The organism is Pseudomonas endophytica (genome assembly GCF_001411475.1).
GTDB classification, from domain to species: domain Bacteria; phylum Pseudomonadota; class Gammaproteobacteria; order Pseudomonadales; family Pseudomonadaceae; genus Aquipseudomonas; species Aquipseudomonas endophytica.
In genome coordinates, this window is the sequence record NZ_LLWH01000170.1 from 23,590 (window position 1) to 36,657 (window position 13,068).

The following is a 13,068-nucleotide window of genomic DNA, read 5'->3' on the forward strand; positions in this document are numbered from 1 at the left end:
ATTTACCGGGAGAGATCGGCTGCAGCCCTTGTAAAACAGGCGCCCTACGGATGTGGCACGTTGTCACAGAGACTTTCTTGCGCCCATAAAAAAACCCAGCTCCGTGAGGAGGCTGGGCTTTTTTGAACGAAGCTGCGAATTAACGCTTCGAGTACTGCGGACGCTTACGCGCTTTACGCAGACCGACTTTCTTACGTTCAACTTCACGAGCATCGCGAGTTACGTAGCCTGCTTTACGCAGAGCGCTACGCAGAGTCTCGTCGTATTCCATCAGAGCGCGAGTGATACCGTGGCGGATTGCGCCAGCTTGACCACTTACACCGCCACCGATAACGGTAACGTAGATGTCGAATTTCTCAACAGTCTCGGTCAGCTCCAGCGGTTGACGAACTACCATGCGGGCAGTTTCACGACCGAAGAAGTTATCCAGGGAGCGGTTGTTGATAGAGATGTTGCCAGTACCCGGACGCAGGAAAACGCGTGCGGTTGCAGTCTTACGACGGCCAGTGCCGTAGTTTTGAGTCGCCGACATAATGAACTATTCCGTTAAAACTTCAGTTCTTGGGGCTGCTGAGCAGTATGAGGGTGAGCAGCGCCCGCATAGACTTTCAGCTTACGGTACATGTCGCGACCCAGTGGGTTTTTAGGCAGCATGCCTTTAACCGCGGTCTCGATCACGCGCTCAGGAGCTTTGGCGATCAGCTTTTCGAAGTTGATCGACTTAATCCCGCCCGGGAAACCGGAGTGAGAGTAGTACATCTTGTCAGAGGTCTTAGCACCAGTAACGCGAATCTGCTCAGCATTGATAACAACGATGTAGTCACCGGTGTCAACGTGCGGAGTGAATTCAGGCTTGTGCTTACCACGCAGACGGCTCGCGATCTCGGTGGCCAGACGACCCAGGGTCTGACCAGCAGCGTCGACGACAAACCAGTCGCGCTTTACTGTTTCTGGTTTAGCAGTAAAAGTTTTCATTCTTTATAGCCTCAGGGGCCGCCCTGTAAATTAGACGGCGGATCTTACTGAATAGTGCGTACTTTGACAAGTCAAAGGCAGCCGGATACAGACGCTATCGGGGGCTCGGGTCAGCGCGTCCGTTCAACGGCAAGATTCTTCGGCAGGCGGGGCATCACTTCCACTGCAGAAAGAGGTCGACGATTATCCAGATTGCGCAAAAAATTACAACCTGCTTTTATGATTCTTTCCCCGAAGGAGTGACCGATGGACTACCGCCAGCTAGGCCGCAGCAACCTCAAAGTCAGTGCAATTGCACTCGGCACCATGACTTGGGGTGAGCAAAACACTCAAGATGAAGCGTTCGAGCAAATCGAGTACGCAAAAAACGCCGGAATTAACTTCCTCGACACCGCCGAGATGTACCCGGTCCCACCCAAAGCCGAAACCTATGCCACCACGGAGCGCTACATCGGCAACTGGTTCAAGGCTCGGGGCGATCGCGCCGATTGGATACTGGCCAGCAAAATTGCCGGACCAGGCAATACCATCGACTACATCCGTGATGGCCAACTGAAACACAACCGCACCCATATCGTGCAAGCACTGGATGCCAGCCTCAAGCGTCTGCAAACCGACTGGATCGACCTCTACCAACTGCATTGGCCTGAGCGCAGCACCAACTTCTTCGGCCAATTGGGCTACACGCACAAGGCCGACGAAGACTTTACCCCGCTGGAAGAAACCCTCGAAGCGTTAGACGAACAAGTCAAAGCAGGCAAGATCCGTCACATTGGCCTGTCCAACGAAACGCCTTGGGCAACCATGAAATTTTTACAGTTGGCCGAGAGCCGTGGATGGCCGCGTGCCGTGTCGATCCAGAACCCGTACAACCTACTCAATCGAAGCTTTGAAGTTGGTTTGGCCGAAATCGCGATTCGCGAACAATGTGGGCTGCTCGCCTACTCCCCTCTTGCATTCGGCATGCTGACCGGCAAGTACGGCAGTGGCGCTCGCCCAGAAAATGGCCGTTTGAGCCTTTACAGCCGCTTCTCGCGCTATTCAAATCCAGAATCGGTTGCCGCCTGTGAGCGTTACGTCACACTGGCTCGCGAACACGGGTTGGATCCGGCGCAAATGGCCTTGGCGTATGTCACTCAACAGCCGTTTGTGACCAGCAACATTATTGGCGCCACGACGATGGAGCAATTGAAAAGCAACATCGCCAGTGCCGACTTAACACTCTGCGATGACGTGCTTGCGGGCATTGAAGCCATTCACAAAGCCCAGCCAAACCCGGCGCCTTAACCCAACCCTCGTAGGAGCTGCCGAAGGCTGCGATCTTTGAAAAGTTCAACAGATAGCAGCCCTCGTCACCTCCTACGAGTTGAGCCCCCCCTAGACACACAGGAAAAAAAATAAGACGATCCAGCCGTAAGTTGACCAATTTCACCTATAAGAATAATCAAACCATGTCTAATCAACTCTCCACGCCTCTTCGGCGCGTCAGCGTTTTGGCCACGGATCACGTGTTCGCCTCAACCTTGATGCAAGCCAAAGACTTCTTTCATCTGGCCAGTCTGCGCCACGGCAAACAACTAGGCCAAGGCTTCAACCCGAGCTTTGAAACCCGCTTGGTTAGCCCTGACGGCCAATCTGTCGGCAGTTTCAGCAATGTCATGCTCCCGGTCGATGGCGGCCTTGGTGACGCTGACATCATCATCCTCCCAGCCTTTTGGGACGACTTTGACGCCCTGCGCCAACGCTACCCGCAAGTCATACCGTGGCTGCGCGAGCAGCATGCACGCGGTGCCGTACTGTGCGCTTCAGCCACTGGCGTGTTTTGGCTGGCAGAAGCAGGTCTGCTTAATGGTAAAGAAGCCACCACTTATTGGCGTTTTTTCACATCCTTCGCAGAGCGTTTCCCACAGGTGCACCTGAACCAAGACAAGCACCTCACCGACGCCGACAACCTCTATTGCGCCGGTGGACCTAACTCAGCCTGCGACCTGTACATTTATTTGATTGAGCGTTTCTGCGGCGCCAATATCGCCCAGGCCGTGGCCCGCGACATTCTTTATGAAGTGCAGCGCAATTACTCTCCGGGGCGCATTGGCTTCGGTGGGCAAAAACTGCATCAAGACGTGATTATTTTGCAGATTCAGCATTGGCTCGAAGAGCACTTCGCCGAGAAATTTCGCTTTGAAGATGTGGCACGCGAACACGGCATGAGCATCCGCAACTTCATGCGCCGCTTCCAGATCGCCACGGGCGACAAACCCCTGCACTACTTGCAGCGCTTGCGCATAGAAACCGCCAAGGGCTTGCTGTCAGCCACGCGCAAAAGCATTAAAACCATCAGCTATGACGTGGGCTATGACGATGCCAGCTTCTTTGCGCGGCTGTTTCGCCAGCACACTGAACTGTCACCTAACCAATACCGGCAACAGTTTCAGCAAGCAGCCTAGGCCTTTCCCATGGCTCGCAATCTTGTTAAAAATCGAAAGATCGCGAGACACATTCACACCTACAGCGGCAGCCTTTAATTAAGGCCGGTGAGCGCGAGTCAGGTATTCGTGGGACTGCATTTCGAGCAAGCGACTCAACGTGCGCTGGAACTCGAAACTCAAGCGCCCACCGGTGTAGAGGTCTTTGAGTTCCACTTCGGCCGAGATAATCAGCTTGACGCCACGGTCGTAAAACTCGTCAACCATGTTGATAAAACGACGCGCGATGTCGTCTGTTTTAACGTCCATTTGCTCAACACCGCTGAGGATCACAGCGTTGAAGATCTTGCCCAGCTCGATGTAATCATTCTGACTGCGCGGACCGTCACATAGCTCGCGAAAATCAAACCAAGCCACGTCATCGCAGGTGCGCAGCGCACGAATCGTGCGGTTCTCGATGATCAAATCGTCGTTTTCAACCGTTCGGGTTGAGTTATGCGTCAACGCTTTAAAGCTCTCACGCAAGGAGGCTTCAGACGCTTCATTAAGCGGGAAGTGGAACAGCTCGGCTTGCTCCAAATGGCGCAAGCGATAGTCCACGCCACTGTCGACGTTGACGATCTCGGTGTTCTGCTTGATCAGCGCAATGGCTGGCAAGAAGCGCGCACGTTGCAGGCCATCTTTGTACAGGCCGTCTGGCACGATGTTCGACGTTGCCACCAAGGTCACGCCGTTTTTGAACAGCTCTTCCATTAGCGTGCCAAGAATCATGGCGTCGGTAATGTCCGAGACAAAGAATTCGTCAAAACAAATGACCCGCGCCTCATCCGCAAAACGCTTGGCGATGATGGTCAGCGGGTTTTTCTCGCCATTGAGGGTACGCATCTCTTCATGCACGCGCTTCATAAAGCGGTGGAAGTGGGTACGCACCTTCTGCTTGAACGGCAAGGCGTCAAAGAACGTATCGACCAGGTAAGTTTTACCTCGGCCAACACCGCCCCAAAAATACAAACCCTTGACCAACGTGGGTTCTTTTTTGCCAAACAGCTTGCCCAGCAGGCCAGGCTTGCTCTGCGAAGCGGCGACCAAGTCGTCATAGAGACGCTGCAGGTGACGCACAGCGTTTTCCTGAGCCGCATCGTGGAAGAAGTCCGGGCGTTTCAGATCAGCTTGATATCGTTCTAGAGGCGTCATAATTCGCTAGCTGGGCAACAAAAACGGGCCGACACTTTAGCGACGGCCCTTGGGAATGGCAATCAAACCTGAGACTAAACGTCGCAGTTTCTCAGTCTTGCACGGGCAGCAGTGCTACGCGCAAGGCTTCGATTGCCGCATCACGTGCGGCCTCATCGGCAAATACCGGGCTGTGCGCCACGCTCACATCTTCCAGCCAAACGCTGAAACTCAAGCCTTCAACGCGGACATCCAGCGCTTCACCTGATTGCAGTTGCTTACTTGCCTGCCCCGCGGCTTTACCGTCAGCAAAGCTACGCGACAGCAATAGCTGCTCACCTTCTGCGCTCAGCAAGCGGAAACGGAAGCTGCCGTCTTCGTCACGGAAACTGACAAAGCGCGAGCCTTTTGCAGCTTTCTTTTTAATCGACGAGGTGGTCTGTGCAGCACTCGCAAACGATCGCAGACCCACCGCTTCACGCAGCTCAGCCAAAAATGGCGTCGCGGTTTTACGGGCTTTCTGTGCGCCAGCCTGAAGAATGTCTTCCATATCCGAAGGGCGCGACATCAACTCGTGATAACGCTCGCGGGCCTCACCCAGCTCTGCGTCCAGCAGCTTGAACAGACGCTCTTTGGCCTCACCCCAGCCCAAGCCTTGCAACAACTCGCTGCGCAGCGCTGCGGACTGCTCAGGCGTCGAGAACGCTTGATACAGCGTAAACAGGTGCGAGTTGTCGGGGTCTTTAGCTTCGCCCGGTGCGCGGGAGTCGGTGACGATCCGCGAAATCGCGTTTTTCATGTCTTTGGCGCTGGAGAACAACGGAATGGTGTTGTCATAGCTTTTCGACATTTTGCGACCGTCAAGCCCAGGCAAGGTCGCTACGCTTTCTTCGATCAGCGCTTGAGGCATGGCGAAGAACTCTTTGCCATTGCCGAACAGGTGATTGAAGCGCTGGCCGATATCACGGGCCATTTCGACGTGCTGGATTTGGTCGCGACCGACCGGCACCTTGTGCGCGTTGAACATCAAAATGTCCGCAGCCATCAACACTGGGTAGCTGTACAGCCCCATGCTGATGCCCGCATCCGGGTCTTCGCCGTTTTCTAAGTTCTTGTCGACCGACGCTTTGTAAGCATGCGCACGGTTGAGTAAGCCTTTGGCCGCCACACAGGTTAGCAACCAAGTCAGCTCAGGGATTTCCGGGATATCGGACTGACGATAGAACGTCACTCGCTCAACATCCAGACCGGCCGCCAGCCAAGTGGCTGCAATTTCCTGACGCGAACGCTGAATGCGCTGCGGGTCATCGCATTTGATCAGGGCGTGATAGTCGGCCAAAAAGTAAAACGAATCGGCGTTAGTGTCACGGCTGGCAACGATAGCCGGGCGGATAGCGCCAGCATAATTGCCCAAGTGCGGCGTGCCGGTGGTGGTAATACCGGTCAGGATACGAGTACGAGTGGTCATGGGTAATCGCTTATCAGGCTGCATCAAATCGAAAGGCGTGGCGCTACCAACTCTTTGAGTTCTGGCAGCTTGCCGTGAAAAAAGTGTCCGCATTCTGCCACTTTCAGCAGTTCATGGGGGCGCGAGAGCGTGCTTGACCAGTCATAAACCAGCTGCGGGTCAATCACTTCGTCGGTTTCGGGCTGAATAACGGTGATTGCACACGTCTGCGGCAGCGCGTCTTCATCACCTAAACGCATCACCGCTGGCGCCACCATGAATAGGCGTGCGAGTTGCTCGCCCTGCGCTTCAAGTCGCCCGCCGAGGCTTGCAGCCACAAAACCGCCAAATGAAAACCCAAGTAAGTTCAATGGCAAATCTGGGTGTCGAGCACGCAACCAAAGCGCGGCCGCCAATGCGTCATCGACTTCGCCAGCACCCATATCGTGAGTGCCTGCGCTCGCGCCAACGCCACGGTAATTAAATCGCAACGTAACAAGACCTGCATCGCGGGCAGTGCGTTGGAGGGTCGAAACGACTTTATTGAGCATCGTCCCACCCTGTACTGGGTTGGGGTGGCACACCAGCGCAAGGCCCTTCGGCTCAGCAGAATCAAGGTATAAAGCTTCCAATTGGCCAACCGGGCCATCAATCTGTACGGGGGTTTCGCGGGTAAGCAAGAAGGAACTCCGTGACCTCAAAGTAGGTCGACACGTCTAGCTGATAGATTCTGTCTGAGATATTTGCGAGTGCATCGCGGTATACAGCGCAGGTCCGAGCCGTTAACGTAAAGCAAAGCCGTTTATAGAGGAAGGACTCGTGGAACACTCGCTCTTAATTTGGTTGTTGCCGACCCTAGCCCTGGTTGCCGGTGTCGCTATTGGTTTTCTGGTTGCGCGTCTGCTGCCAAATGCCGCGCCTAATCGCACTCAGCGTCAGTTGGACGACATCCAGGAACGTTTTGACAGTTATCAAAGTGAAGTCGTAACCCACTTCAACACCACTGCCCATCTGGTGAAAAAACTCACTCAGAGCTATCAAGAAGTACAAGATCATCTCGCCGAGGGTGCCAATAGCTTGGCTCTGGACGAGCAAACCCGCCAACGTTTGCTGGCTGCTCTGCATTCCGAAGCACCGCATCCGCACCGTGAGCGTTTGACCCCGCCGCACAGTTCCGAGCCGCCAAAAGATTACGCGCCAAAAACGCCGAATGCCCCTGGCATGCTCGACGAGCACTACGGTCTGAAGAAGTAATTCACCCGGCCCTTGCTCAATAAAAAATCCCCGCGCTCCGAAAGGACCGCGGGGATTTTTGCTTAAGCGTTTAGCGCAAGGTTGATACGTTACGGGTACTGCTGAACCTGACCTTGCTGCTGGTAATTCATACCCGGAATAGGCGCCAGAGTGATCTGCACGCGGCGGTTCTGAGCACGGCCATCAGCTGTCGCGTTGCTCGCAATCGGATTGGCAGGGCCTTGACCCGTTGCCGACAGGTACTGACCGCTGACACCTTGTGAGGTCAAATAAGTGGCAACGCTTTGTGCTCTCTGTAGAGACAAGCGCTGGTTAAGTTCGTTGCTACCGGTGTTATCGGTGTAACCCACGATTTGAATCTGCTGCTGGTTGTTAAGCTGTTTCAGCGAGTTGGCAAGGGTATTGAGCGGCTGATAGAAGCTTGGCGCGATGTTGGCGGAGTTGGTGGCAAACGTGATGTTGCCCGGCATTACCAGCGTAATGTTGTCGCCCTGACGCTGCACTTCAACGCCTGTGTTGGCCATGCTGGCGCGCAGTGCGGCTTCTTGCTTGTCGGCATAGTAGCCATAGCCCGCAGCCCCCAGACCCGCAACAGCGGCGCCAATCAATGCGCCTTTGCCGCGGTTGTTGTGGTCGATGGCAGCACCTGCAACAGCACCGGCCAGTGCGCCAAGACCACCGTACTTAGCGGTGTTGCTCATACCCGATGAGCCTTGACCTTGGTTGTCATAAGGGTTGGGAGAGGCGCAGCCGGCCAACAAAGCAATTGCACTTGCGGCCACAATCAAACGACGCGAGATGAACATGGTGAAGCTCCTACTCAATCTTTCTGGGAACGAAGGCCGCTGGCTGTAGACCTCTGTGGTGAGTTGGAACACGACCAACGGTAAAAATTCCATTACAACGTGTTTAAGCGCGAGCTAACACCTCTCATTGTCAGGCCGTGGATAAGGCGCCTACGATGAAAAACAAGTTGCACGCGCCTAACAGCTTAGACCCAGAAAGCCAAAAGCTCATGTCACCGCAGTTGAAACCAAGTGGTTTTCAACTGCATGTACTTGTCAAAAGAATGCAGTGACAAGTCACGACCGAACCCAGACTGTTTGCCCCCCCCAAAGGGAACCGTCACATCCAAGGCGTCAACGGTATTGACCGAAACAGTCCCCACGTTCAGCGCTCGGGCGACACGATGAGCGCGGTTGAAGTCATCACTCCATACCGACGCCGCCAAGCCATAAATGCTGTTGTTAGCCAGGCTGACGGCCTCCTCTTCGCTGTCGAAGGCGCTGACGGCAAGCACTGGACCGAAAACTTCGTCACGGCAAATGTTCATGTCTTGGGTGACATCACCAAAGATGGTCGGCTGAATGAAGTTCGAAGAACCGTTGAAGACCAACTGTTCGCCGCCGCACAACAGCTTGGCGCCGTTATCGCGGGCGTGGCCAATAGCGCTCATGATACGGGCGGTTTGCTCGCTGTCGACAATGGCGCCCGCAGCGCTGTTGGGGTTCAGAGGATCGCCGGGCATCCAAGCGCGAGCCTTGCTGATTAGTCGATCCATAAATTCATCATGGATGGAACGCTCCACATAAAGCCGGGAGTTGGCAGAGCACACTTCGCCCTGATTGAAAAAGATCCCAAACGCGGCTTTTTCCGCCGCCAGATCTAAGTCTTGGCAGTCCGCGAAGACCAAGTTAGGGCTCTTACCGCCACATTCCAGCCAAACCTGTTTAAGGTTCGACTGCGCTGAATACTGCATAAAGTATTTGCCGACCTGAGTAGAGCCGGTAAACACCAAGCAATCCACATCCGGGTGTAGGCCCAATGCCTTGCCGGCGCTCTCGCCGAGCCCTGGCACCACATTCAATACACCCTCTGGAATACCGGCTTCAAGGGCAAGTTGAGCCAAGCGCAGGGCAGAAAACGGTGATTGCTCAGCGGGTTTGAGCACCACGCTGTTACCCGCCGCCAAGGCAGGCGCCAGCTTCCAAGCGGCCATGTCCAACGGAAAATTCCAAGGCACCACTGCCGCAATAACGCCTAGCGCTTCGCGGGTGATAGTGGCCAGCGAGTTATGGCCTGTAGGCGCCACTTGATCGTAAACCTTGTCGAGCGCCTCGCCGTACCAAGCGAACACATGAGCGGCGCCGGGAACATCCACGTTGTAGGCATCCATCACCGGCTTACCCATGTTCAGCGAGTCGAGCAGCGCCAGCTCCTCGCGGTGCGTCATCAGTAACGCCGAGAGTTTAATCAAGATTTTCTTACGCTCACCCGCAGACATACGTCGCCAGACACCCGTGTTAAAGGCGCGGCGTGCTGAGCGCACTGCTAGGTTGACTTCCTCCTCGCCACACGCCGCGACACGTGCCAGCAATTGCTGGGTAGCAGGGTTAATCGCGTCAAAAGTAGCCCCGTCAATCGAGCCGACGGGTTGGCCGTCAATGAGCGCAGTTTGGATAAACGTTTGACGAGCAACCCGCTGTTGCCAATGGTTAAGGTCGAACATGGTGCACTCCCTAGAGGATTAAATTTTTTCTTATTCCGCCAGTTGCAAGTCAGGCATCTTGACCTGAAACCCACGCGTGACACCGAGTAAGCAAACGAGCCCAAGGACCATCCAGCACACACCAATGGTGAACGACATGCTCGACAGACTCGTCCATAGCCACAGGGTGCTGAGGAACCCCAAACCCGGCAGCGCGGCGTAAAGCAGATAGTTGCGGGGGCCGCGTAATTTCTGATCGACCACGTAATGTTTAATCACCGCCAGGTTCACCGCCGAGAACGCGAAAAGCGCACCGAAGCTGATCATGTTGGCAACGGTATCGAGGGTGATAAACAGGGCAATTAACGAGAACAGGCTGACCAAAATGATCGCATTGGCGGGCACTCGTTTTTTCGTTAAGAGTTTGCCGAATACCCGTGGCAGCGCACCATCGCGCCCCATTGCGAACAGAACACGCGAGACACTCGCTTGAGAAACCATCGCCGAAGCGAAACAACCTGCGACGTAGGTGGCGGTAAAGGCGGTCACCAGTAGCTCACCGCCTACACGGCGCATCACGTCAACTGACGCCGAGTCTGGGTCTACAAAACTGTTCCACTCAGGGAAAACCATTTGCGCGAAGTAGGACACGACCAGAAACAGCAAACCGCCGATCAATGACACGGTCATGATCGCCAGCGGTATCGTACGCCGTGGGTTCGGGGTTTCTTCGGCCATGGTCGAAACCGCGTCAAAGCCGAGAAAGGAAAGGCACAGTACCGCCGCGCCCGTCATGATCAGCGGAACGCTAAAACCATCGTGATGAAACGGTTCAAGCAGTGAGATAGGCGCGGGTTGCGCGGTCAGGGTCTGGACCGATAACGCAATGAACACCACGATAAAGACCAACTGTGCAACCACGAGAATCCAATTCACACGGGTGATGGACTCAATGCCCACAAGGTTGAGCATCGTTACCAAAGCAATTGAGCCGAGTACCCACACGGCGGTAGGTACTGCCGGGAAGTATTCCGACATGTAGATGCCGATCAGCAAGTAACTGAGCAGCGGCAAAAAGATGTAGTCCAGCAACAACGTCCATCCGGCAATAAAGCCGAAATACGCGCCAAACGCCTTACGCGTATAGGTGTAGACCGAACCGGAATAAGGATGCGCCTGGACCATACGCCCGTAGCTGTAGGCGGTGAGTAACATCGCGGCAAGGGTTAGCAGGTAAGCGGTTGGTAAGTGGCCCTTAGTCATCTGGGTCACTAACCCGTAGGTCGTAAATACCGCCAGCGGGACCATGTAGGCCAAGCCGAAAAGCACCAGTCCGACAAGCCCCAAAGGTTGTCGGAACTGACGGGACGAAGTGGCCTTGGAGGGTGCGTGATGAGGGGGCGTGTCAGCTACCTTTCTTATTGTATTCATTGCTAACTCCTGGAAATTAGAACGCAGGACGCCGCGGTATTCGATGAACTCGAAACCGTTGGTGAATCATCCGTTGGAGAGTTGGCCGCCCAATACGCACGCTGGGCGATCAGATGATGCAGCTCGCCACCTCTACACCGAGGTGGCGAGCTCATGACATCAAAGCTTGCCGACCATCCGCGCGGTGCGGTCTACAGCGATGAGGGTCTTATCAACCAGCTCATCGAGTTCAGCACGCGTTGTCACTAATGCAGGGGCCATGATCATGCGTCCCAGCGTCGAGCGAATGATCACGCCCTCTTCAAAACCAAAGGTGCGGCACTGCCAAGCCAGGTCGTTTTCGTTATCGAAGCGCTTACGCGTTTGCTTGTCCTCGGCAAACTGCAAGGCTGCAAGCATGCCGCTACCCTGAATCTCGCCGATCATAGGGTGATTACCAAAAGCTTCACGCAGGAGTTGCTGCAAATACGGCCCAGTGTCTTCCTTAACGCTGCGCACGATACCTTCATCGCGTAGCGCCTTGAGGTTAGCCACCGCCACTGCCGCGGCTACCGGGTGCCCGGAATACGTCAGGCCGTGGGCAAACACACCGCCTCGCTCCACCAGTGCGTCCGCCATGCGCTTGCTCAGCACTAGGCCGCCCATGGGCACATAACCGGACGTCAGACCTTTAGCGATCGACAGGGTGTCCGGCTCGAAACCAAAATGCTCGTGCGCGAACCACTCACCGGTACGCCCAAAGCCCCCAATCACCTCATCGGCGCAGAGCAGCACATCATATTGACGGCAGATTCGCTGGATTTCGGGCCAGTAGCTTTCAGGCGGGAAAATCATACCGCCAGCGCCTTGGAAGGGCTCAGCGATAAAGCCCGCGACATTTTCCGCGCCCAGTTCGAGAATCTTCTCCTCCAACTGCAAAGCACAGCGGCGGCCAAACTCGGCTGGCGTCAAATCCCCGCCTTCGGCGTACCAATAAGGTTCATCAATGTGGGCGACATCGGGGATCAACCCGCCCATCTCGTGCATGAACTTCATTCCGCCCAGCGCAGTAGCGGCCAAGGTAGAGCCGTGATAGCCGTTCCAGCGGCCGATCATGATTTTTTTCTGCGGTTGGCCAACCACTTGCCAATAGCGGCGAGCGGTGCGAATCAACACCTCGTTGGCCTCTGACCCTGAGTTGGTGTAGATCACATGGCTGTAGTGACCTGGCAGCAGGCTGAACAGCAGTTCGGACAGCTCAATCACCGCAGGATGGGTGGTGTGAAAGAACATGTTGTAATAAGCCAGCTGGTCCATTTGCGCGGCGGCGGCAGCGGTCAGATCCTTGCGCCCATAGCCGAGCTGGGTACACCACAAGCCGGACATGCCATCCAGGTAACGCTTACCTTCACTGTCCCAAAGATACACACCTTCACCCCGGACAATAACCCGCGGCCCCTCAGCATTCAGCGCTTTCTGATCGAGAAATGCATGGATATGGTGGGCCGCGTCCGACTTCTGATAATCCTGGGTCTGGCGTTTTGGTTCGAAGGGTAAGTTCATGGCTTAATTCTCTTGTTAGTGATCACGCAGGGAGCAAATCCATTCAGAAGATTTATTCCTGTCGCTTTCGAGTGGAGGCTTTACTAAGCCCGCCTTGGGCCTCAGCCAACGAGTCGAAAGGATCGTCCCACACCCGCGATATCACTGAAATCACCCGATAGGGTGAGCTTGCATTCGATATTTGTTTTCACTTACCAACTTAATAATATTTTATTTATCCCCGCCCCTAGACCAGCCTTGACGTCATGCACGACCTGAATCCAACGGCCTGACGCAAGGACAGACACATGACTGACGCGATAACAACAATAGACACCTTGGTAGTGGGGGCT

The 13,068-nt window shown here is 55.0% G+C and carries 12 protein-coding genes; 3 read left to right on the forward strand and 9 right to left on the reverse strand.

Annotation, left to right across the window (positions count from 1 at the left end; genetic code table 11):
- Positions 1-139 precede the first annotated feature (139 nt).
- Complete coding sequence (rpsI, locus tag AQS70_RS13075) at positions 140-532, reverse strand: 30S ribosomal protein S9 (RefSeq protein ID WP_055103195.1); 393 nt, start codon at positions 530-532, stop codon at positions 140-142.
- A 14-nt stretch (positions 533-546) separates the two neighbouring features.
- Positions 547-975 carry a 50S ribosomal protein L13 gene (gene rplM / locus AQS70_RS13080; protein ID WP_019408582.1) on the reverse strand — a complete coding sequence of 143 codons (429 nt, stop codon included), beginning with the start codon at positions 973-975 and terminating at the stop codon, positions 547-549.
- 246 nt (positions 976-1,221) lie between these two features.
- On the opposite strand from rplM, the gene AQS70_RS13085 reads away from it, so the two are divergent.
- Together AQS70_RS13085 and AQS70_RS13090 are read left to right on the forward strand one after the other, a co-directional pair.
- Positions 1,222-2,262: an NADP(H)-dependent aldo-keto reductase gene (locus AQS70_RS13085; RefSeq protein ID WP_055103196.1), complete on the forward strand. Its 1,041-nt coding sequence runs from the start codon at positions 1,222-1,224 to the stop codon at positions 2,260-2,262.
- 263 nt (positions 2,263-2,525) lie between these two features.
- Positions 2,526-3,422, forward strand: coding sequence for a GlxA family transcriptional regulator (locus tag AQS70_RS13090; protein WP_187331817.1), 897 nt, complete (start codon positions 2,526-2,528; stop codon positions 3,420-3,422).
- A gap of 78 nt (positions 3,423-3,500) precedes the next feature.
- Here AQS70_RS13090 and zapE read toward each other — a convergent pair whose 3' ends face one another.
- The 3 genes from zapE to AQS70_RS13105 all read right to left on the reverse strand — a co-directional run bounded on the left by zapE (position 3,501) and on the right by AQS70_RS13105 (position 6,701).
- Positions 3,501-4,595 (reverse strand): cell division protein ZapE, encoded by a 1,095-nt coding sequence (zapE, locus tag AQS70_RS13095; protein ID WP_055103198.1) that lies wholly within the window; start codon positions 4,593-4,595, stop codon positions 3,501-3,503.
- A 91-nt stretch (positions 4,596-4,686) separates the two neighbouring features.
- Positions 4,687-6,042 (reverse strand): tryptophan--tRNA ligase, encoded by a 1,356-nt coding sequence (locus AQS70_RS13100; RefSeq protein ID WP_055103206.1) that lies wholly within the window; start codon positions 6,040-6,042, stop codon positions 4,687-4,689.
- Positions 6,043-6,065: 23 nt separating this feature from the next.
- Positions 6,066-6,701, reverse strand: a complete 636-nt coding sequence (locus AQS70_RS13105) for an alpha/beta hydrolase (RefSeq protein ID WP_055103199.1) — start codon at positions 6,699-6,701, stop codon at positions 6,066-6,068.
- 139 nt (positions 6,702-6,840) lie between these two features.
- On the opposite strand from AQS70_RS13105, the gene AQS70_RS13110 reads away from it, so the two are divergent.
- Positions 6,841-7,275, forward strand: a complete 435-nt coding sequence (locus AQS70_RS13110; protein ID WP_055103200.1) for a Z-ring associated ZapG family protein — start codon at positions 6,841-6,843, stop codon at positions 7,273-7,275.
- 89 nt (positions 7,276-7,364) lie between these two features.
- Here the strand turns inward: AQS70_RS13110 and AQS70_RS13115 are convergent, their stop codons facing one another.
- The 4 genes from AQS70_RS13115 to AQS70_RS13130 all read right to left on the reverse strand — a co-directional run bounded on the left by AQS70_RS13115 (position 7,365) and on the right by AQS70_RS13130 (position 12,736).
- A complete protein-coding gene (locus AQS70_RS13115) occupies positions 7,365-8,081 on the reverse strand; it encodes a YiaD family glycine zipper/OmpA-like lipoprotein (RefSeq protein ID WP_055103201.1) in 717 nt (238 codons plus the stop codon).
- Between the two features lie 212 nt (positions 8,082-8,293).
- Positions 8,294-9,784, reverse strand: coding sequence for an aldehyde dehydrogenase (locus AQS70_RS13120; RefSeq protein ID WP_055103202.1), 1,491 nt, complete (start codon positions 9,782-9,784; stop codon positions 8,294-8,296).
- A 30-nt stretch (positions 9,785-9,814) separates the two neighbouring features.
- Positions 9,815-11,194, reverse strand: a complete 1,380-nt coding sequence (locus AQS70_RS13125; RefSeq protein ID WP_055103203.1) for an APC family permease — start codon at positions 11,192-11,194, stop codon at positions 9,815-9,817.
- A gap of 159 nt (positions 11,195-11,353) precedes the next feature.
- Entirely contained in the window at positions 11,354-12,736 is a 1,383-nt protein-coding gene (locus AQS70_RS13130) for an aspartate aminotransferase family protein (protein WP_055103204.1), read from the reverse strand.
- Positions 12,737-13,068: the final 332 nt, after the last annotated feature.

Bases quoted from the DNA above. Each gene is read 5' to 3' on its own strand.
- rpsI (WP_055103195.1), bottom strand. From the start codon at position 532: ATGTCGGCGACTCAAAACTACGGCACTGGCCGTCGTAAGACTGCAACC.
- rplM (WP_019408582.1), bottom strand. From the start codon at position 975: ATGAAAACTTTTACTGCTAAACCAGAAACAGTAAAGCGCGACTGGTTT.
- AQS70_RS13085 (WP_055103196.1), top strand. From the start codon at position 1,222: ATGGACTACCGCCAGCTAGGCCGCAGCAACCTCAAAGTCAGTGCAATT.
- zapE (WP_055103198.1), bottom strand. From the start codon at position 4,595: ATGACGCCTCTAGAACGATATCAAGCTGATCTGAAACGCCCGGACTTC.
- AQS70_RS13100 (WP_055103206.1), bottom strand. From the start codon at position 6,042: ATGACCACTCGTACTCGTATCCTGACCGGTATTACCACCACCGGCACG.
- AQS70_RS13115 (WP_055103201.1), bottom strand. From the start codon at position 8,081: ATGTTCATCTCGCGTCGTTTGATTGTGGCCGCAAGTGCAATTGCTTTG.
- AQS70_RS13120 (WP_055103202.1), bottom strand. From the start codon at position 9,784: ATGTTCGACCTTAACCATTGGCAACAGCGGGTTGCTCGTCAAACGTTT.
- AQS70_RS13125 (WP_055103203.1), bottom strand. From the start codon at position 11,194: ATGAATACAATAAGAAAGGTAGCTGACACGCCCCCTCATCACGCACCC.
- AQS70_RS13130 (WP_055103204.1), bottom strand. From the start codon at position 12,736: ATGAACTTACCCTTCGAACCAAAACGCCAGACCCAGGATTATCAGAAG.